This is a genomic window from Mesorhizobium sp. INR15, from assembly GCF_015500075.1.
Classification (GTDB): domain Bacteria; phylum Pseudomonadota; class Alphaproteobacteria; order Rhizobiales; family Rhizobiaceae; genus Mesorhizobium.
In genome coordinates, this window is the sequence record NZ_CP045496.1 from 5,268,939 (window position 1) to 5,288,132 (window position 19,194).

Here is a 19,194-nt window from a genome sequence, read left to right on the forward strand (position 1 = left end):
CTGGCGCCATGATGCACTTGCGCGCTATCGCGGGCGGATGCACATATTCCACGCTCTCGTGATCGGCGCTGGTTAGGCGATCCTTGGCGGGCGCCAGGTTTTCCGAAGACCGGTCGCCACTCTTCGGAATCACACCCAGCCAGGGAACGCGCGCAATGCCCGAAACCGCCAACCATCTTGCCTTCGCATTGGTCTGCCTCGGCATGGTGCTGACGCCCGGCCCCAACATGATCTACCTGATCTCGCGATCGCTGTCGCAAGGGCCAAAGGCAGGGCTGATCTCGCTCAGCGGCGTTGCCGTCGGCTTCCTGTTCTATGTTGTGTCGGCTGCGTTCGGCATCACCGCGCTGCTGCTCACCGTGCCCTTCGCTTACGACGCACTGCGTTTTGGCGGTGCGCTTTACCTGTTGTGGCTTGCCTGGCAAGCGGTGAAGCCTGGCGGCCGCTCGCCCTTCCAGGTTCGCGAATTGCCGAAGGACCGGCCTCGCAAGCTGTTTGCGATGGGCCTGATGACCAATCTGCTCAATCCCAAGGTCGCGGTGCTCTACCTGTCGCTGCTGCCGCAGTTCATCAGCCCCGGCAAGGGCCATGTCTTGTCGCAACTGCTGGTGCTGGGCGCCACGCAGATCTCGATCAGCCTTACCGTCAACGCCATCATTGCCGTGATGGCCGGCTCAATCGCCACGTTCCTCGCCGGCCGGCCGCTGTGGCTGGTCGTCCAGCGCTGGATGATGGGCACGGTGCTGACGGCGCTTGCCCTGAAGATGGCGACCGACGCACAGCGCTAAGGCTTTAGCCGATCCTACATGGGCCGCCGGCTGACATGCACCCGCTCCGGTTCGACCACCTTGCGGTAGAGGTGCCAGGTTGCATGGCCTAGCACCGGCATGACCACGGCGAGCCCGGCAAACAGCGGGATCGAGCCGATAACCAGCAGCACAGCGACTATCAAGCCCCACAGTGCCATTGGCAGCGGATTTGCAATCACCGCCTTGGCCGAGGTCTCGATCGCCGAGACCACCCCGACATCACGGTCGAGCAGCAGCGGAAATGCAACCACCGTGGTGGCCAGCACGACCACGGCGAAGATGAGGCCAGCGGCATTGCCGGCGAGAATAAGCGTCCAGCCCTTGCTGGTCGTCAACAGATCACGGATGAAGCCGCCGATCGAGGCCGGCGGCTGGTCGCCGAACAGGCCGGTGTAGATCGACTGCGCGGTGTAGAGCCACAACAGGAACAAGGCCACCAGCATGATGCCGATCACCACGATCGACGGCACGGCCGGCGAGTGGCGTACGTCAAGCGCGTGGCGCCAGGAAGTGTTCATGCCAAGCTCGCGCCTGCGGCTGATTTCGTAGAGACCGATCGCGGCAAAGGGACCGACCAGCGCAAAACCAGACATCAGGGGATAGATAAGCTGGATGGCGTTGGAGCCTGACGTCCATTGCGTCAGGATCAGGCCGACGATCGGATAGATCAGGCACAGGAATATATAGTGCGACGGCTTTGCCCAAAAATCCTCAAAGCCGAGCCGCAGCGCGTCGCTCAGATCCGCGACAGTAATGCGGCGCACCGCTGGCTGCACATGCATTCCACGCGCATCCGCCATGACATGAAAGCCGGCCATAACCTTCCTCCCGTGTGTCGGGGCGGTCACCGCCTGGATGGCCGCCAGTAGCTGCCCCTTCAAAAACAGAAACGATGATAGCCGATTTCGGCGACCCTGTCGTTGCGTTGATCGCTTCGCACCCGCCGTCATCACGCAATGTTCATCGGAACCGGAGCAATCGAGGACATGGGCAACCGCCCCGCCAGATCGCAACGCATCGCGATTTCCTATACAATTTCTAACGGTCTGCCCGTCAAAAGCCATGATCACGGCTATTCAGGCGGTATGACCAGAGATGTTTCGAACACAGACAGCCGCACGACGGGCGCCCGCATGTTGCTAAAGGCCGCCGGCCTCGCCGCGCTGTTTGCGCTCGCCGCTTGCAATACCGTTTCGCTACCGGCTGGCGAAGGCGCCGGTGCCTCGTCGTCCGCGACCGCCACGCTCGCCAACATCCGCGCTTCGGCGGGGCTCGGACCGCTGACGCCCGACCCGCGGCTGGAGCAGGCGGCCCTGCAGCAGGCAGGCTACATGGCGGGCGCCGGCCGCATGTCGCACACCACCGGTTGGGGCAAGAGTTTTGCCTCGCGCGTCAAGGACAACGGCATTGCGGGTGCCGCCGCCGAGAACATCGCCGAAGGCCGATTCGACCAGCAGAAGCTGTTCGACATCTGGATGCATTCGACAGGGCATCGGCGCAACATGCTCGACCCGCGCTTCACCCGCTTTGGGTTGGCCTACGTTCGCGACGGCCGCGACAGCGCCATCCGCTACTGGAGCCTGGTGCTGGGTAAATGAGGCCCGCGGCGGCCTGCTAGCTGGGTCGTCGCCTTTAATTTCCCCATCGCATAGGGCCCGCCCGATGCATCAATCCATATGGGCGGCTGGCGCGCCGCCGGCGGCGGGACCGGCCTTTGGCTTGCGCAGCAGGAAGACAAACGGGATGGCAAGCAGCGTCATCATCATCAGCAGTTTGAAGTCGTTGACGTAGGAAATCATCATCGCCTGGAGATTGACCGCGCGATCGACCTGCGAAAGCGCCATCGGGTCGCCGAGAGCGGCCGCCGGCGAAGCCGCCCAGAGATTGGGATTGAACGGATTGATGAAGACCGAAAGCTCGGCGTGATTGACCTGTATGTTACGCACCAGCAGAACCGTTACCACCGACACGCCGATCGACGAGCCGAGGTTACGCACCAAGCTGAACAGAGCCGTTGCGTCGGTGCGGTAGCGTACGTCAAGCGTGGCGAAAGCTATGGTCGACAGTGGCACGAAAACCATCCCCATTCCCAGGCCCTGGATGACACCCGAACTGAGGATCAGCCAGTTGTCCATCTGAGGCGTGAAACCAGCCATTGTGTAAAGGGACTGTGCGGTTAGCAGAAAGCCGATGACAACCAGTATCCTGGCATCGACCTTGTTCATGAGGCGACCGACCAGAAGCATCGAGATCATCGTGCCGACACCGCGCGGCCCGATCACGACACCAATGGTCATGGTCGGATAGCCGAAGATGGTTGCCAGCATCGGCGGCAGCAGCGACATGCTTGCGAGGATGAGCACGCCCATGACGAAGATGAACGCCAGCCCGGTGACAAAATTGCGATCGAGGAAAATCTTGGGGTCGATGAAGGGATGTTCCGCCGTCATCGTGTGAATGATGAACACCCAGAAGCCAGTTATCGAAAGACCGAGCTCGATCCAGATCTCGACCGAGGAAAACCAGTCGACCTCGCCGCCGCGATCGAGCAGCAGCTGCAGCGCACCGACGCCGAGCGATATCATGGCGAAGCCGAAGAAATCGAAGCTCCGCACCCGCCGGGCAACGGCCGGCAAGTAGGCGGCCATGCCGAGGAAGGCAAGGATGCCAACCGGCAGATTGATGAAGAAGACCCAGCGCCAGTTGAAATTCTCGGTCAGCCAACCACCAAGGGTCGGGCCCAGAATTGGTCCCAGCATGATGCCGGCGCCCCAGATGGCCATCGCCTGGCCGTGGCGTTCCTTGGGATTGATGTCGAGCAGGAAGGTCTGCGACAGCGGCACGATCGCCGCACCGAAGACGCCTTGCATCAGCCGGAAGAAGACTATGGTCTCCAGGCTCCAGGCGATGCCGCACAACATGGAGAAGATGGTGAAGCCGACCACGGCTGCCAGGAACAGTTCCTTGCGGCCAAACCGGTCGGCCAGCCAGCCGGTCACCGGTGTCATGATGGCGGCGGCAACGATGTAGGACGTCAGCACCCAGTTGATGTTGTCAGGCGAAGCGCCGAGATCGCCGGTCATGGTCGGCAGCGCGACATTGGCGATCGTGGTGTCCAGCGCCTGCATGACCGTCGCCAGCATGAGCGCGACCGTGATCAGGCCTCGATGCGGGACTTCGCGAAACGGTTCTGGCGTGCTCATGATACGGAACTTCCGGCAGGTAACGAAATCGTGTACACTTGGCTTCCGGGCGGCAGAGCCTTCCGTAAGGAGAGACCCTCATCGCGGTGGGACGCGAGTATCGATGTGGGGGTTACATCGACAGAGCGTCTCGACATGACGGACGCCTGCCGCCCGGAAACCGTAGGACCAAAAGGTCCGGCGCCGAATGGTTCAGGTTCTGAGTCAACCGCATCCTTGATGCAGCACAGCCATCAGACCTTCCTCCTTCGCGCCCTCCTCTCGGACCAATCCTGTCATTGGTGCCACCTTGGCGCTGCGCGCGCCTGGGTGGCTTATTCAGCCTCCGCCGCCGTGGCGTGACCGAAGATTTTCGGAAAGCCACGGGCGACGCCGGTGTCGACGGTAACAGCCGTGCTCATGCCGGTGCGGAGCGCCATCTTTGCGTCGGGATCGGTCAGTTCGAGACGCACCGGAATGCGCTGCGTGACCTTGACCCAGTTGCCTGTGGCGTTCTGTGCCGGCAGCAATGAGAACTCAGCTCCAGTGCCGGCGCCGATCGCCTTGACCGTCGCTTCGAAAGTACGGCCCGGATACGTGTCGACCACGATTTCCGCCTTCTGGCCGGGCTTCATGTGGGTCAGCTGAGTTTCCTTGAAATTGGCGTCGATCCAGGTGTCGCCGGTCTCGACCAGCGAAAACAGTGGCGTGCCGGCACCGACATACTGGCCGACCTTGAACGACGAGGCCTGGCTGATGACGCCATCAGCCGGAGCGCGAACACTGGTCTGCGCCAGGTTATAGGCGGCCTTGTCGCGAGCGGCGAGCGCGGCCATCACGGTCGGGTGCTTGTCGGTCTCGATGTCCGGGTTGCCGGCAAGTGCCGCCTTGGCGCTGATGATGCCTTGCTCGGCAACCGCCATCTGCTGTTTGGCCTTGTCGAGATCGTTCTTGGCCTGATCGAGAGACGACTTGGTGTTGATGCCCTTCTGGGCAAGATCGGCGGCGCGGTCATACTGGGACTGCGCGTAGTCGACTTCACTGGCGTCGGACTTCTGTAGCGCAGTTGCCTGGCTGTAGGCGGCACGCAACTGCTCGACGCCGACACGCGCCACGGCAACTGCCGCATCGGCCTGTGCCAAGGCGATCCTGTAGGGCTCAGGATCGAGGGCGAACAGCAGGTCGCCCTGCTTGACCGTCTGGTTGTCGGCAATGCCGACCTGAACAATCCGGCCGGCCGTATCCGAGGCGATGGAAACCTTGGCCTGCTCGAGATAGGCGTTTTCAGTTTCCTGGTAGCGGCCGCCTGTAACCCAGACATAACCGCCGCCAACGACCAACAGCGCCGGCAGCGCAACCATCAACAGAAGGCGGCCCAAACGGCTCTTCTTCTTCGGCACGACCGGGGCCGGAGCCACCGGCGGCGCAACCGCCACTGGTGCCACTACCGGCTCGGCCGGGGCTTCCAGCTTGGTCACATTCTCATCAATCTTGGCTACCGCGTTCATGCTGCTGCGCCTTCCGCACTCTTGATTTTTTCGATGGACGATGTTTCGCCATCCGTCAGATTCTGGACCATCGCCTCAAGTCCCTTGATCAGGACGCGGCGGGCCTCCGGCGATACTCCAACAAGCGCTTCCTCGTAGACTTCGCCGGCCATGCTCTTGACCTGGGCATAGGCCTCGCTGGCCTTGGGCGTTGGGAAGATCATACGCACACGACGGTCGGTGGCATCCGGGCGACGCTCGATCCAGCCGCTCTCCTCCATGCGGTCGACCAGACGCGAAACGCTGATCGGCTCGATTTCGAGAAGCTCGGCAAGCCGTGCCTGGGCAACGCCGTTTTCCTTCGCAACACGGGCGAAAAGACGCCATTGAGCAGAGGAAAGGCCAAGTCCACTCGCCTTCACCTCGAAGCGCTTGCGCAACAAGCGCTGCGCGTCGTGGATCAAAAAGCCCAATCTGTCTGTACCGTCGGAAACCATGAGCGCAACATATTATAAGCGTGCTTACTATTCAAGCCACGGGATTGATCCAGAGGGCGGCAAATGTGCATGGCAGCCTTGCAAGATAGGTCTTGGTTAGCGACTGGTGAAGGCGGCGGCGACCGATCGTCGGCATCTCGGTTCGTCAAGCCAATGGCATTGGCCGCGTCGGCTAAAGTCATGCGCCTGAAATCCCCCAATATTTTCCCTCACACTGGTTCGACGCGACGGATTCATGTACAGCCGCAGTGTCTGGACCGGGGGGCCAACGCATGCCTACGCTTTACGCACTCAAACCGGCTTTTCAGGGAAAGCTGCGGCCGCTGGTCAATCGGCTGGCGGCGCTCGGCGTCACCGCCAACAGCATAACGCTCCTGGCCGCACTGATGTCGATCGTCGCCGGCGCGGCGATTGCGATGCTGCCCGAATCGCGCCCGCTGCTCCTGCTCGTTCCCGTTGTGCTGTTCGTGCGCATGGCGCTCAATGCCGTCGACGGCATGCTGGCCCGGGAGCACGGGCAGGCTTCGACGCTTGGCATGTATCTGAACGAGTTCTGCGATGTGGTCTCGGACGTTGCGCTGATCCTGCCCTTCGCCTTTGTTCCACCTTTCACCCCATGGGGCGTTGTCGCCTTTGCCATAACTGCTGTTCTAACCGAGTTCGCCGGTGTGCTCGGCATCGCGGCCAGGATCGGACGCAACTACGCAGGGCCGTTCGGCAAGAGCGACCGGGCACTGGCGCTGGGCGTCATTGCCGTGCTGTGCGCTGCCGGGCTCTGGCCGGGCTGGCTCGCGCCGCTTGTGTTTCCAGCCATGGCAACCTTGTCGCTGCTGACCGCCATAAACCGGATACGCGCCGGTCTTATTGGCAGCGCCAGTTGAGCATGGGAGCTCGCCATGCCGCCTGAGGGAAATATCATGATGCACGAACCGGTCGCCGCCACGCCCGCGCAGGATCTCGGCCGGACAGCGCAAGAACGCGTGTTCCGCAGCCATGACGGGACGGAGATTTTCTATCGGTTCTGGCCTGCGGCCTCCGCCAGCGCCAAGGGAGCGGTCGTGCTCTTCCATCGCGGCCACGAGCATGGCGGCCGCATGGCGCATCTCGTCGACGAGCTGCGAATGCCCGACCATGCCTTCTACGCATGGGACGCGCGCGGCAATGGCCGCTCATCCGGCGAGCGCGGCTACGCGCCATCCTTCGCCGCGCTGGTGCGCGACATCGACTGCTTCATGCGTGAGATCGCCGCGAAGGACGGCTTCGGGACACAGGATATCGCGCTGATCGCGCAATCGTTCGGTGCTGTGCTTGCGGCGGCCTGGGTGCATGACTACGCGCCCAAACTGCGCGCCATGGTGCTGGCCTCGCCAGCCTTTTCGGTCAAGCTCTATGTTCCCTTCGCCAAGGAAGGCATCGCGCTCTGGCAGAAACTCAAGGGCCGCTTCTTCGTCAATTCCTACGTCAAGGCGAAGTTCCTGACGCATGATCCCGTGCGCATCGCTTCCTTCGAGAGCGACCCGCTGATCACGCGGCCGATCGCCTCCAACATCCTGGTCGAGCTCTACCAGCACGCCGCCCGCATTGTTGCCGACGCCCGCGCCATCACCGTGCCGACGCAGTTGCTGCTGTCGGGCAGCGACTGGGTGGTACGCCACGGCCCGCAGCATGAATTCTTCGTCAATCTCGGCAGCCGTGTCAAGGAACGCCACGTGCTGCCCGGCTTCTTCCACGACACGCTGGGCGAACGCGACCGCGCGCAAGCGCTGGACCTGATCAGGCCCTTCCTGGGCAAGCAGTTCACCGCGCCGGACGCCGTCGTCGACCTCAAGCAGGCCGATATCGCCGGCTATACACGCGACGAAGCCGACAGGCTGGCATCACCGCTCGATCTGTTGTCGCCAAAGGGTCTCTATTGGGCCTTCAGCCGCGCTTCGATCCGCATGGGCGCCTGGTTCTCAAGAGGCATGAAGGCCGGCATCACCACCGGCTTCGATTCCGGCTCGACGCTGGATTATGTCTACGAGAATGAAGCGCGCGGCCTCGGCCCGATCGGCCGTATCGTCGACCGCGTCTTCCTGGAAGCCATCGGCTGGCGCGGCATCCGCCAGCGCAAGCTCCACCTGGAAGAACTCATCGGCTCTTCACTGGCAACACTCAAGGCGGCAGGCCGGCCATCGCATATTCTCGACATCGCCGCCGGCCATGGCCGCTATGTTCTCGATGCCATCAAGAACAGCCCGGAGCAGCCCGCGAGCGTGCGCCTGCAGGATTACTTCGACCTCAACGTCGGGCTTGGCCGCAAGCTGATCGCGGAGCGGCAGTTGCCGGCCAATGTCTCCTTTGAGCGTGCCGACGCTTTCGATCCCGCAATGCTTGCGGCCATCGACCCGGCGCCGGACCTCGCCATCGTGTCGGGCCTCTACGAACTGTTTTCCGACAATGCGATGATCGCCCGTTCGCTGGGTGGCCTTGCGGGCACCATGCAGCCGGGAAGCCTTTTGCTCTATACCAACCAGCCCTGGCATCCGCAGCTTGAAATGATCGCGCGCAGCCTGACCTCGCATCGCGGCGGCCAGGCCTGGGTCATGCGCCGCCGCACACAAGGCGAAATGGACCAGCTTGTCGAAGCCGCCGGGTTCGACAAGCTCGACCAGCGCATCGACCAGTGGGGCATCTTCACCGTCTCTGTCGCGCGGCGCCGCTGAACAAAGATGGTGTCATCGCTTTTATCAACGCCACGCACCGAACCTTATGGACAGGTCGTGGTAAGGGCAGCCTTGTGGCTGGCCTTCCTGGCGCCGTTCTTCTACCTCAGCTACGGTTATGCCAACTACTTGGCGTCGCGGCGCGATGATGTCGGCAGCATCGTGTTCTCGTGGGAGCACAGCATCCCATTTGTTGCCTGGACCATCGTGCCTTACTGGTCGATCAACCTTTTCTACGGGCTATCGCTGCTGCTCAACGAAACCAGGCAAGGCGTCAACCGCCTCGCTGGCCGTTATCTTACAGCGCAGCTCGTCGCCGTCGCCTGTTTCATCCTGTTTCCGCTGACCGCGACCTTCGTGCGGCCGGCCACGTCAGGCCTGCCGGGCTTTCTGTTTGCCGTGCTTGGCGGCTTCGACAAGCCTTTCAACCAGGCGCCATCGCTGCACATTGCATTGCTCATGATCATCTGGGACCACTGGCGCCTCCGGCTGAAAGGCCCTGTCTTGCCGGTCTGGCATGTCTGGTGCTTCCTGATTGGCGCTTCTGTGCTGACGACATGGCAGCATCATTTCATCGACATCCCGACCGGTGCCCTGCTGGGTTTTTTTGCCCTGTGGCTGTTTCCGCGCGGCGGTGACTTGCCGTTTTCAGGCGCCCGGCTAACCAGCGACCCAAAGGCGCGACGCCTGACGATCTACTATACCGCCGGATCCGCGCTGATGCTGGCGGCGGCCGTTGCTGGCACGTTGTGTTCAGCGTTTTGGCTCGTCCTGCTGTGGCCGGCGCTGGCGCTCGCGATCGTCGCCTTCGGTTATGCCGGAGCAGGAGCACGCGTGTTCCAGAAATCCGCCGACGGCACTGTCACGCTGGCCAGCCGTATTCTTCTTTCGCCTTACCGTCTCGGCGCCAGGGTGAACATGTGGGCCTGGACTCGCAAACTTCCCCCACAAGTCGCGATTGCCGATGGTGTTTTCCTCGGCCGCTTTCCGACGGCCCACGAAGCCAATAGTTTTGGTACGGTCATCGACCTCGCCGCGGAGCTTGAAAAACCCTCGGGCGCTGCCTGCAATTGGATCAGCTTTCCAATGATTGATCTGTTGCCGCCGTCAGGCACGCTACAGCAACAAGCGGCAGGCACCCTGGAGAGCGTCCGGCCCATCGGCACGGTGCTGGTCTGCTGCGCGCTCGGCTTCCAGCGCAGTGCCGGCGTCGTCGCGGAATGGCTGGTGGTCACCGGCAGAGCGCAAACACCGGCGATCGCGCTGCGTATGCTCACTGCCGCCGGCCGGCCCGTCCATATCGCCGGCGCGACGGAACGGACGGCATCATGACCGGCAATGCCTATCAGGATAGAACAGAGCGCTTCGCACGCATGCTGATGCGGCAGGCAGCCTGGCCGGCCGCATTGGTGGTGGCCGCGAATATCCTTACGCCACTGGCGGCCTCGGCGCGCGGCGCATTTGCCTCCCGGCACGCCGATATCGCACTGTCGCTCGCCGCTGCAAGTGCGGTGGCCGTGCTTGCGTTCTCCACTCTGCTGGCATTCGACGCGCTGCTGTTCAGGATCATGGCCAGCCATGGTGACGATGCGTCGGGCGGTGCAGCAGTGGATGGTCTCCTGGCGCGCATGCGCCTCAAGCCCTCCCCGTCCACCACCCGACTGCTCGATGATCGGATGGCGGGCACGCGCCGGCTGCTTTTCAAGCAGCGGATTGCTTTCGGCCTGTTCGTGGCGATGCTTTTCGCCGCGGCATTCTGGGCGCCGCTATGAACAGGCTTTCGCTCAAAACCTTCACCTTGCTGCAGACGGCAACGTCCGTCGGCCTGTCGGCGATGGCCTGGGCAGTGACCGGTGTGCGGCCAATCTGGAACGGCAGCCTACCGTCGGAGCGGCAGCGCATCTATTTCGCCAATCACACCAGCCATGGCGACTTCATCCTGCTGTCGGCCTGTCTCTCGGAAAAAGAGCGCGCGATGACCCATGCGGTTGCCGCCGGCGAGTATTGGGGAAAGTCGCGGCTGCGCCGTTTTATCGCCGAGGACATGCTGTCGTCGGTGCTGATCAGCCGGCAATGGACAAAGCCTGAAGAGAACCCGATCGAGATCATGCTGTCGGTTCTCGATCAGGGTCATTCGCTGATCCTCTTTCCCGAGGGCACCCGCAACATGACCGAGGAGCCGCTGCTCAACTTCCGCTCCGGGCTCTACAATCTGTCGATCGCGCGCCCAGATGTCGAGCTGATCCCGTGCTGGATTGAGAACATGTCGCGCGTGCTGCCCAAGGGACAGTTCCTGCCTGTGCCACTGTTGTGCCGCGTGGTTTTCGGCGCGCCGGTGGCGGTCGCCCCTGGCGAAGAGCGCCGCGGTTTCCTCAACCGCGCCCACGCGGCACTGCTTGCGCTCAACCCGCGCCCCGAGCGAGACGATTGATGCGCCACGAAATCTCGATCCTCATCATTGGTCTTCTCGTGGTGCTGACCACCGCCAGCATTGTCGCCGCCATACTCTCGGCGCGCGCGCCAAAGCCGCTCAGCTCGACGCTGGTCAATCTCACCCAGCGCATCAACGCCTGGTGGGTGATGGTGGCGTTGATGACAGTTGCTTTCTTCTTCGGCCGTTACGGCATGACCATCCTGTTCGCGCTGATTTCCTTCGCCGCGCTGCGCGAATTCGTGACGCTGACGCATACCCGCCGCAGCGATCACTGGGTGCTGCTTGGCATGTTCGGCATCATCATCCCGTTCCAGTACTGGCTGGTGTGGACGGCCTGGTACGGGCTCTTCGTCATCTTCATTCCGGTCTACTGTTTCTTGCTGATGCCAGCGATCACCGCACTGCATGGCGATACCGAACGCTTTCTCGAACGCATCGCCGCGCAGCAATGGGCGGTGATGATCTCGGTCTACTGCGTCAGCCATGTGCCGGCGCTGCTGACCCTCGAGGTGCCGGGCTTCGAAGGCCGCAACCTGTTGCTGATCGCCTTCCTGATCATCGTCGTGCAAGGCAGCGACGTGCTGCAGTATATTTTCGGCAAGCTGTTTGGAAAGCACCGGTTTTCGCCGACCGTGTCACCATCCAAGACCTGGGAAGGCCTGATCGGCGGGCTGGTGTCGGCGAGCCTGCTTGGCGCGCTCCTGTCGTTCGTCACGCCGTTCTCGCCGCTGCAAGCAGCAGGGGTCGCCTTCATCGCCTGCCTGATGGGGTTTCTGGGCGGCCTGGTCGCCTCGGCCATCAAGCGCGACCAGGGCGTCAAGGACTGGGGCCATCTGATCGAAGGCCATGGCGGCATGATGGACCGCACCGACAGCCTGGTCTTCGCAGCACCGATCTTCTTTCACATCGTGCGCTACTTCTGGACGGTTTGAGCCTCAATCACAGACGATTGCGGATCAGCATGGTGACGACGAAGAAGGCGCCGACAGAGCTGGTGATGATGCCGATTGGCAGTTCCTGCGGCGGCAACAGCGTTCGTGCCAGAAGATCACTCGCCAACAACAGGACCGCGCCCAGGACGGCGCAGCTTGCGACCAGGCGCAGATGCAATGGACCGGCCAGCGGCCGCGACAGATGCGGGATCATCAGGCCGACGAAGCCGATGACGCCTGCCACCGAGACCAGGATCGCGGTCGAAAAGGCCGCGACGAGGAATGTCGTCCTGCGCATGCGCGCGACCGGCACGCCGAGGCTTTCGGCGGCGTTTTCGCCGGCCAGGAAAGCGTCGAGCCTGCGGTGGTTCCACAGCGCGTAGGCAAGAATGGTTCCCGACCCCAGCGCACCGAGCCAGATATTGTCCCAGCGCGCTAGGCCGAGCCCGCCCATCGTCCAGAACAGCACCGAATGAGCGGCACGCTGATCACCGGCGAAGACCAGATAATTGGTCAAGGCGGTGAACATGAAGGAGACGGCAAGTCCGGCAAGGATCAGCCTTTCAGGGCCTTGCCCCCTCACCCGCGCCACCAGCAAAAGCACGACGCAGGCGGCCAGGATGCCGCCGGTGAAGGCGGCGACCGGCAGCGTCCAGATGCCAAAACTGTCGCCAAAGATGGTGATGACGGAGACAGCACCCGCGGCGGCCCCCGACGAAAGGCCGAACAGGAAGGGGTCGGCAAGGTCATTGCGCGTCACTGTCTGCAACAGCGCGCCAACGACGCCCAGGCCACCACCGACGCAGATGGCGAGGATGGTGCGCGGCAGCCTGAGATCGACGACGATCTTGCCGACCGGGCCGGACACCTCATGCCCGCCCAATCCGATGCCATGGCCAAGTCCAGCCACAACATCGGTCAGCGGTATCAGCGTCGAGCCATAGGCAATCGACAGCAAGGCGAGAGCGGCGATCGCCACCGCTCCCGCCAGCATGGCCGGTGCGAATGCTTTGTGGCGCGAGCCTGAAAGCGCATCGCGTTTGTCAGGATTCATGCGATGCGCTTTCAAGGTCTTGTTTCATGCTTGTCGTCGCCCCAAAACCGCTGCGCACTTTTGGGCGACCTGCATCAGAAAGCTTCCGGGTGCATGGCCTTGGCGATCTTGTCGATCGCTTCGATGTTGGCCGGCCCAGGCGTCAGTTCGGCATAACGCAACGCGACGAAGCGCTCGTTCTTGACCGCGTCGGTTTCTTTCATGGCAGGATGGGCCTTGAGGAAATCGAGCAGTTTCTTGTAGCCGCCGCCATCCTGGTAATCGAGCAGGATCAGGAATTGCGGATTGCGCGACGCCACCGTTTCCCAGTCCGTGTTGCCCCAGCTGGTGTCCATGTCGGCCATGATGTTGTCACCACCGGCAGCGGTAATCATGGCGCTTGGAATGGCGAACTTGCCGGCTGTGAACGGCTTGTCCTCACCGGAATCATAGAGGAATACCCGCGTTCCCTTGCGGTCGCCAACCTTGGCGGTGATCTCGGCGAGCTGGGTCTTCCAGCCGGAAACCAGCTTTTCGGCCTCGGCGTCCTTGCCAAAGATCTTGCCCAGCTTTTCGATGTCGCCATAGAGCAGGTCCATCGAGGCGGCGGGACGGTTCTTGTCGAGATGGACGCAGCTTTCCGTCAGCACCAGCGTCCTGATACCATGCGGGGCGAGCGTGTCGGGCGTCACCTCGCCGCCCGGCTTCATGCCGTAGTACCAGCCGGCGAAGAAGAAATCGGGCTCGACCGCGACGAGGTTTTCAAGCGTCGGATATTTCGGCGCCAGTTCCGGGATCGCTCCCTGTTCAGCCTTGAATTCCGGGCCGACCTTGTACCATCCGGTGATGCCGGTCAGACCGACGATCGACGGTTGCAGCCCAAGCGCAAAGGCCATCTCGGCCATGTTCAGGTCATGGATGACGGCGCGCTTGGGTGCGGCGTCGAAGGTCAGCGGCTTGCCGCAGCTGTCGACCGTGACCGGGAAAGCGAAGGCGGTCGAGGCCAGCAGCGAGAAGGCAAGAGACAAGGCAAGGCGTTTCACGGATGTTGCTCCTTTGTTGAATTGGGTTGGATGGCTACCGGATCGATCAGGGCGGGGAGGAAGCCCGATTGGGAACCTCGAACACCGTCAGTTCGCGGTCCTCGGTCGGATGCCGCAAGCGCAGCACATCGACGCCGAAAATGTCGCGGATCAACTGCTGGGTCAGCGCCTCGCGCGGCCCGGCGAGTGCCTGCAGGCGGGTCTTGTTCATCACCGCCACCCTTGTGGCAAACGGTGCGACCAGGGCCAGATCGTGCAGCACAGCGATCACTGTCATGTCGAACCCGGCCACCAGTTCGAGCAATTCGCTGCGGGCGCGCGGATCAAGATGATTGGTCGGCTCGTCAAGGAACAGTATCTTCGGCTGCTGGGCGATGGCGCGCGCCAATTGGGCACGCTGGCGTTCACCTCCCGACAGCGAGCCGATGGTGCGGCCAAGCAATGGCAGCAGGCCGGTCCTGCGCAACGCATCAACGACGATATCGTGCTCTTCGCCGCGCCGGCCAAGTCCTGCATGCGGGACCCGGCCAAGCTCGACATAGTCGATGACCGCAAGCCGAGGATCGGGCTGATCGGTCTGACCGACGACAGCTATGTGCAAGGCGCGTTCGGCGGCAGCAATTCTGTCCAGCCTTCGGCCGGAAAGCCTCACCTCACCTGAGCTAGGCTGGAGCAGACCGGCCAGCATGCGCAGAAGCGTTGTCTTGCCGGCGCCGTTCGGGCCAATGATGGCAAGCCGATCGCCGGCAGCTACCGAAAAGCTCACCGCTTGCACCAGATGCTGGCCGTTCGCCGTTGCGGTCAGGTCCTTCGCGTCGAGAAGCGGCGTGGTCATGGGATCCTCCTGATCGGAGATGCCGGAATCCGCGCCAGGGTCTTGCCCGCCAGACCCGCAGGGCGCTGCCCGGAATTGCTCCAGCCGTCGGCCAGCGAATGATAGAGTTTCGCGAACTCCACCAGGCCGTCAACATCCGTCCCTACGTCGATGGAACCGAAGAGATAGGCGGCCTTGCCCTCAGCCTGGAAGGCAACCGTGAGCGGCCTGTCACAGCCCGCCATACAGGCGACCTCCTCCACCGCAAAGCCGCGCGCCATGTCAAGGTCGTCATGTGCCGAGAACCTGGAACGCAGATCGGCGCACAGCCCTTCGCCCGTTCTGACCCCAGTCGCGGGGTCGCGGCAAAGCGCGCACACAATGATGCGGTGGATGGGTATGAGGCCTTCCAACTTTCCGTCACTTTCAAAACTGGCGACGGGAAAGAGGCTAGAGGACCGGCCGACAAGACCTGGACCCCGCGTCTCCTCCCGGCACACCCCGTCCGGTCAACTCATGCTGATGGCAGGTCTCCTGGCTCGCGGGTCTTAGCGCCATCCTGCCTTCCCAGCCTTGCCGGCCAGTGGCATTTCGGATTTTGCTCGCCGCTTACAGTTGCGGGGGCAGCCACGGCATCAACCCAATCGGATCTCACCGTGTTCCCTTTTCACCCCGCGCCTTTCAGCTTGGGGACCATCACGAGTCGCACCCTAAGCGCCGGCTGGCGGCGTGGCAAGATCGATGTTTTGTTCTGTTATAACAATACAAAAATACAGTCAAACGTTTTAGATCTGGCGCGACCTGTCGTGAAGGACAGTTCCCAGAAAGGCGACAGGGTGATGGCATCGCGGGGGCAGCGACGCGGCGCGCCCTTTCGGCTAAGGACGTCTATCTTCGCCATTTGGCACGACGCCATGCGTTGGCATTTTGCGCCATGCGCAATTGTGATCAAACCGGCGAGGCAGCCAGGTGCCACAACGGCTGCGCCAAATGCGAGGAGGCTTGAATGAACCCAACCGAGAAAGCGCTGTGGTTCGTCGAAAGCCACCTGCCGGAAGCTGTTACTCTTGACGATGTAGCGCAAAGCAGCGGCGTGTCGCGCTTTCACGTGACGCGGGCCTTCGGCGCTGCCACCGGCCGCTCGGTGATGGGCTACATGCGCTCGCGCCGGCTGACCGAGGCCGCACGCACGCTCGCCGCCGGGGCTCCCGACATTCTCTCGGTGGCGCTCGACGCCGGCTACAACTCGCATGAGGCGTTCACCCGTGCCTTCCGTGACCAGTTCGGCACCACGCCGGAACTGGTTCGCGCGCAAGGCACCCTCAAGAACCTTGATCTCGTGGAGCCGATCCTGATGGACCAGTCCTTTCTCTCCAACCTCGAACCGCCGCGCTTCGAGACCAGCCGGCCGTTTCTCATCGCCGGTTTGGGCGAGCGCTACAGCTGCGAAACCAGTGCCGCCATCCCGATGCAATGGCAGCGCTTTGGCCCCTATATCGGCAACATCCCCGGCGAGACGGGCGACGTTGCTTATGGCGTCTGCGTCAACGGCGACGATGCCGGCAATTTCGATTACATCGCCGGCGTGGAAGTCTTGGACTTTTCCGATCTCCCCAAGGAGTTTTTCCGCGTGCGCGTGCCGGCGCAGAGATACGCGGTCTTCGCCCACCGCGAGCACGTCTCGACCATCCGCCGCACCGTCAACACGATCTGGAACAAATGGCTGCCGGCCTCCGGCCACGAAATAGCAGACGCGCCCGAGTTCGAGCGTTACGGCCCGGAATTCGACCCCCACAGCGGCAATGGCGGGCTGGAAATCTGGATACCAGTCAAAGGCTAGCTATGCCATTGGCAAGGCTGGCCAGCGATCGATGATACCGCCGCCGGAAAACACCGCGATCGATCCGAACTGCTGCAGCACGGCCTCGCTCTGCGTCGGGCGCAGAAACGCATAGTCGCCGGGCCTTGCGGTTGCATCGCTGGGCAGGCCCATGAATTGCTGGTTGGACGACAAGCCGATCAGGCTGTTCGTCTTCATGCCGGCAGGGAATACGGGCTCGGCCATCCATCTGCCGCCGTAGAGATAGCAGCCTTTGCGCGGAAACAGGCCGAGCGCCTGCAGTGTCCGGGAAAAACCGGCCGAACCGGGCAATTCCGGTTCGGCCACCTTGAGGATCGGCGTCGCGATGGAGGCGGCTGGCTGAAAACCGTCGAGGCCGGGCGTATCGAAATCGCTGGGCAGCACGAAGGCGGAGCCGATAGACACTTCATTGGCCACGCCGCCATGGTGCAGAAGTGCTGTCTTGCTGCCGCCGATGTTGAGGATGCGGCGCTCATCCAGGCCAAGGGCATCGACGAAGGCCGAAGCCTGTGCCGATGCGCTTGCCAGTGCCCTTTTGGGTCCGCCGAACAGGCCGGGAATGTGCGGCGCATGCGCCTCGTAGGCCATGATGCCTTCGCAGCGAAGCAGCTTGCCGAGAGAAAGGCGCTTCAACTCCTCCGGCTTGGCAAAGCCACCACGATGCAGCCCGACATCGACTTCAAAGGCGATGCGCAGTTCGGTGTTGAGTTCGACCGCCAGCGCACCGTATTCGGCCAGTCTCTCCTGCGTATCGATCAGCCAGCAGACGCGCGACCAGTCGGCAGCACCTTTTGTCAGCACCGCCCTTGCGGCGCCGACCGGCATGGGTTTGCCAAACAGCAAATCGGCCTCTGGAAATGCGTTCAACACCGCCTCGGCGATTGGCGGATGAAAGGTCATGAAGCGATTGGTGCCGATCGCCTTGCCGATATGCGCCAGCAGCGGCAGGCAGCCAAGCGACTTATCGACCAGCCGCACGGCAAGTTCGGGTGACAGTCTCTGTTTGACCAGAGCGATGTTGCGATCCAGCCTGTCGAGGTCGAGCAGCAAGGTGGGCTGGAAGATGCCCGCGGCCTTCAAACCAGCCGACAGTGTCTCGAAATAGCCGTTCATCCGTCGATGCCGAACAGACTGGCCATGTAAGGCGACACGAAGCGATTTTCGGGATCGATATCGCGCCGCACCGCCATGGCATCATCCCAGCGCGGATAGAGTTTCTTCAGGTCCCCCGCCTTGAGGCTGTGCATCTTGCCCCAGTGCGGCCTCCCGCTATATCTGCGAAAGATCGGCTCGGCGGCTCGCATGAACGGCATTGGATCGCTGGCCGCATCATGGTGGATAGCGATCGAACAGGTCAGCCGCTTGTGGAACGGCGAGAGCCAGAATTCGTCGGCTGCGACGGTGCGAACCTCCATCGGGAAATAAACTTTCGGGAAGCGCTTCTCGGTCAGTTCGATGATTTCGGCCAGCGCCTTCGGCCCTTCCTCGAAGGGCAGATGATATTCCATCTCGTTGAATTTCGTCTGCCGGTCGCTGGCATAGACGTTGAGCCAATCCTGCACGTAATCCTCGGCCGGCAGCTTGGCCATTGCCGAGCGGATCAGCCAGCCGCGCAGTGACGGCAGCCAGCCCAGCGCGGTTCGCAGCCGGCGCAGTGTCGTCAGCGCTGCCTCGTCTTCTTCGGCCGGCCGCTCGGTGGTTTCGGCGTCGCTGAGGTCGCTGGCGATGAATTGCGCATAGCCGGAGAACGGAATGAAATAGAACTCGGCCGAGCGGTGCGCGGTCATCATCGTTTCGAAATCGGCGAGCATGGCGGCGATCGGCAACACCCATTTGCGGCGGCGCAGCCGGTAGGTCGGGATGTTGTTCAACGTCACTTCAGTCAAGATACCGAAGGCGCCGAGCGCCACGCCGATCGCGTGGATCATGTCCTGATCCCCTGCCCGATCGAAGTCACGCAATTTACCGTGCCCGTCGACAATCTGCACCGTCTCCAGTTGGGTGTGATAGGCGCCGAGTTCCGGCCCCGAACCATGCGTCGCCGTGCCCAGGGCTCCGCCGATCGCCTGCCGGTCGATATCGCCCATGTTGGGCAGGCCCTGGCCAATGCCTTGCAGGATGTGCATCAGAGGACCAAGCCGCGTCCCTGCCCGTACTCTCGCAAGATGCCTTTCGGCGTCGTGCGACACCAGCCCTTCGATTTTCTCCAGTGACAGGATGGTGCCTTCGGATTTCACCAGCGGCGTGAAGGAATGGCCGGCGCCAACGACGCGCACCGGGCCAGGCGCCGTGCGCACCAGGTCGCCAAGTTCACCAGCATCGGCGGGGCTTGCCATCAGCCGCGGTTCCGCCTTCACAAAGCCGGACCAATTGCTCCACGTGTTCGGCATGTCGCTC

19 protein-coding genes and 1 riboswitch are annotated in these 19,194 nt (G+C 62.6%); of the genes, 9 read left to right on the forward strand and 10 right to left on the reverse strand.

The features are described 5' to 3' along the window. Positions 1–155: 155 nt before the first annotated feature. Complete coding sequence (locus GA829_RS25705) at positions 156–788, forward strand: LysE family translocator (RefSeq protein WP_195175389.1); 633 nt, start codon at positions 156–158, stop codon at positions 786–788. A gap of 14 nt (positions 789–802) precedes the next feature. Here GA829_RS25705 and GA829_RS25710 read toward each other — a convergent pair whose 3' ends face one another. Then, on the reverse strand, positions 803–1,627 hold the full coding sequence (locus tag GA829_RS25710; RefSeq protein ID WP_195175390.1) for a DUF2189 domain-containing protein: 825 nt from the start codon (positions 1,625–1,627) through the stop codon (positions 803–805). A 267-nt stretch (positions 1,628–1,894) separates the two neighbouring features. Here GA829_RS25710 and GA829_RS25715 point away from each other — a divergent pair, with 267 nt between their 5' ends. After that, positions 1,895–2,407: a CAP domain-containing protein gene (locus GA829_RS25715; RefSeq protein ID WP_195175391.1), complete on the forward strand. Its 513-nt coding sequence runs from the start codon at positions 1,895–1,897 to the stop codon at positions 2,405–2,407. A gap of 69 nt (positions 2,408–2,476) precedes the next feature. Here the strand turns inward: GA829_RS25715 and GA829_RS25720 are convergent, their stop codons facing one another. From GA829_RS25720 to GA829_RS25730, 3 genes are all read right to left on the reverse strand, one after another. Next, on the reverse strand, positions 2,477–4,012 hold the full coding sequence (locus tag GA829_RS25720) for a DHA2 family efflux MFS transporter permease subunit (protein ID WP_195175392.1): 1,536 nt from the start codon (positions 4,010–4,012) through the stop codon (positions 2,477–2,479). Positions 4,013–4,326: 314 nt separating this feature from the next. Then, complete coding sequence (locus tag GA829_RS25725; protein ID WP_195175393.1) at positions 4,327–5,499, reverse strand: HlyD family secretion protein; 1,173 nt, start codon at positions 5,497–5,499, stop codon at positions 4,327–4,329. After that, positions 5,496–5,975, reverse strand: a complete 480-nt coding sequence (locus tag GA829_RS25730; protein ID WP_195175394.1) for a MarR family winged helix-turn-helix transcriptional regulator — start codon at positions 5,973–5,975, stop codon at positions 5,496–5,498. Before GA829_RS25730 ends, GA829_RS25725 begins: the two co-directional genes overlap by 4 nt. Before the next feature lie 272 nt (positions 5,976–6,247). On the opposite strand from GA829_RS25730, the gene GA829_RS25735 reads away from it, so the two are divergent. From GA829_RS25735 to GA829_RS25760, 6 genes are read left to right on the forward strand one after another with little or no spacing between them, the layout of a single operon-like run. Continuing rightward, entirely contained in the window at positions 6,248–6,856 is a 609-nt protein-coding gene (locus GA829_RS25735; RefSeq protein WP_195175395.1) for a CDP-alcohol phosphatidyltransferase family protein, read from the forward strand. 39 nt (positions 6,857–6,895) lie between these two features. Further along, positions 6,896–8,680, forward strand: a complete 1,785-nt coding sequence (locus tag GA829_RS25740; protein WP_374940432.1) for a bifunctional alpha/beta hydrolase/class I SAM-dependent methyltransferase — start codon at positions 6,896–6,898, stop codon at positions 8,678–8,680. Positions 8,681–8,686: 6 nt separating this feature from the next. Beyond that, positions 8,687–10,012 carry a phosphatase PAP2/dual specificity phosphatase family protein gene (locus GA829_RS25745; protein WP_195175397.1) on the forward strand — a complete coding sequence of 442 codons (1,326 nt, stop codon included), beginning with the start codon at positions 8,687–8,689 and terminating at the stop codon, positions 10,010–10,012. Next, complete coding sequence (locus tag GA829_RS25750; RefSeq protein ID WP_195175398.1) at positions 10,009–10,452, forward strand: hypothetical protein; 444 nt, start codon at positions 10,009–10,011, stop codon at positions 10,450–10,452. Before GA829_RS25745 ends, GA829_RS25750 begins: the two co-directional genes overlap by 4 nt. After that, positions 10,449–11,111 carry a lysophospholipid acyltransferase family protein gene (locus tag GA829_RS25755; RefSeq protein WP_195175399.1) on the forward strand — a complete coding sequence of 221 codons (663 nt, stop codon included), beginning with the start codon at positions 10,449–10,451 and terminating at the stop codon, positions 11,109–11,111. Before GA829_RS25750 ends, GA829_RS25755 begins: the two co-directional genes overlap by 4 nt. Further along, a complete protein-coding gene (locus GA829_RS25760) occupies positions 11,111–12,046 on the forward strand; it encodes a phosphatidate cytidylyltransferase (RefSeq protein WP_195175400.1) in 936 nt (311 codons plus the stop codon). Before GA829_RS25755 ends, GA829_RS25760 begins: the two co-directional genes overlap by 1 nt. Before the next feature lie 7 nt (positions 12,047–12,053). Here the strand turns inward: GA829_RS25760 and GA829_RS25765 are convergent, their stop codons facing one another. The 4 genes from GA829_RS25765 to GA829_RS25780 all read right to left on the reverse strand — a co-directional run bounded on the left by GA829_RS25765 (position 12,054) and on the right by GA829_RS25780 (position 15,436). Continuing rightward, the gene (locus tag GA829_RS25765; RefSeq protein ID WP_195175401.1) at positions 12,054–13,100 is read right to left on the reverse strand and encodes a FecCD family ABC transporter permease; all 1,047 of its coding nucleotides are present in this window, start codon (positions 13,098–13,100) and stop codon (positions 12,054–12,056) included. A gap of 74 nt (positions 13,101–13,174) precedes the next feature. Continuing rightward, positions 13,175–14,122 carry an ABC transporter substrate-binding protein gene (locus tag GA829_RS25770; protein WP_195175402.1) on the reverse strand — a complete coding sequence of 316 codons (948 nt, stop codon included), beginning with the start codon at positions 14,120–14,122 and terminating at the stop codon, positions 13,175–13,177. A 46-nt stretch (positions 14,123–14,168) separates the two neighbouring features. After that, positions 14,169–14,957 carry an ABC transporter ATP-binding protein gene (locus tag GA829_RS25775; protein ID WP_195175403.1) on the reverse strand — a complete coding sequence of 263 codons (789 nt, stop codon included), beginning with the start codon at positions 14,955–14,957 and terminating at the stop codon, positions 14,169–14,171. Next, entirely contained in the window at positions 14,954–15,436 is a 483-nt protein-coding gene (locus tag GA829_RS25780; protein ID WP_308462137.1) for a DUF1636 family protein, read from the reverse strand. The genes GA829_RS25775 and GA829_RS25780 overlap by 4 nt, the downstream gene beginning before the upstream one ends. A 7-nt stretch (positions 15,437–15,443) precedes the next feature. After that, positions 15,444–15,649, reverse strand: a riboswitch (cobalamin riboswitch). Between the two features lie 293 nt (positions 15,650–15,942). Between GA829_RS25780 and GA829_RS25785 the strand changes: the two genes are divergently transcribed. After that, the gene (locus GA829_RS25785; protein WP_195175405.1) at positions 15,943–16,776 is read left to right on the forward strand and encodes an AraC family transcriptional regulator; all 834 of its coding nucleotides are present in this window, start codon (positions 15,943–15,945) and stop codon (positions 16,774–16,776) included. Here GA829_RS25785 and GA829_RS25790 read toward each other — a convergent pair whose 3' ends face one another. Further along, positions 16,777–17,910, reverse strand: a complete 1,134-nt coding sequence (locus tag GA829_RS25790) for an alanine racemase (RefSeq protein ID WP_195175406.1) — start codon at positions 17,908–17,910, stop codon at positions 16,777–16,779. It lies immediately after the preceding gene. Then, positions 17,907–19,187 carry a D-arabinono-1,4-lactone oxidase gene (locus tag GA829_RS25795; RefSeq protein ID WP_195175407.1) on the reverse strand — a complete coding sequence of 427 codons (1,281 nt, stop codon included), beginning with the start codon at positions 19,185–19,187 and terminating at the stop codon, positions 17,907–17,909. The genes GA829_RS25790 and GA829_RS25795 overlap by 4 nt, the downstream gene beginning before the upstream one ends. Between the last annotated feature and the right edge of the window lie 7 nt (positions 19,188–19,194).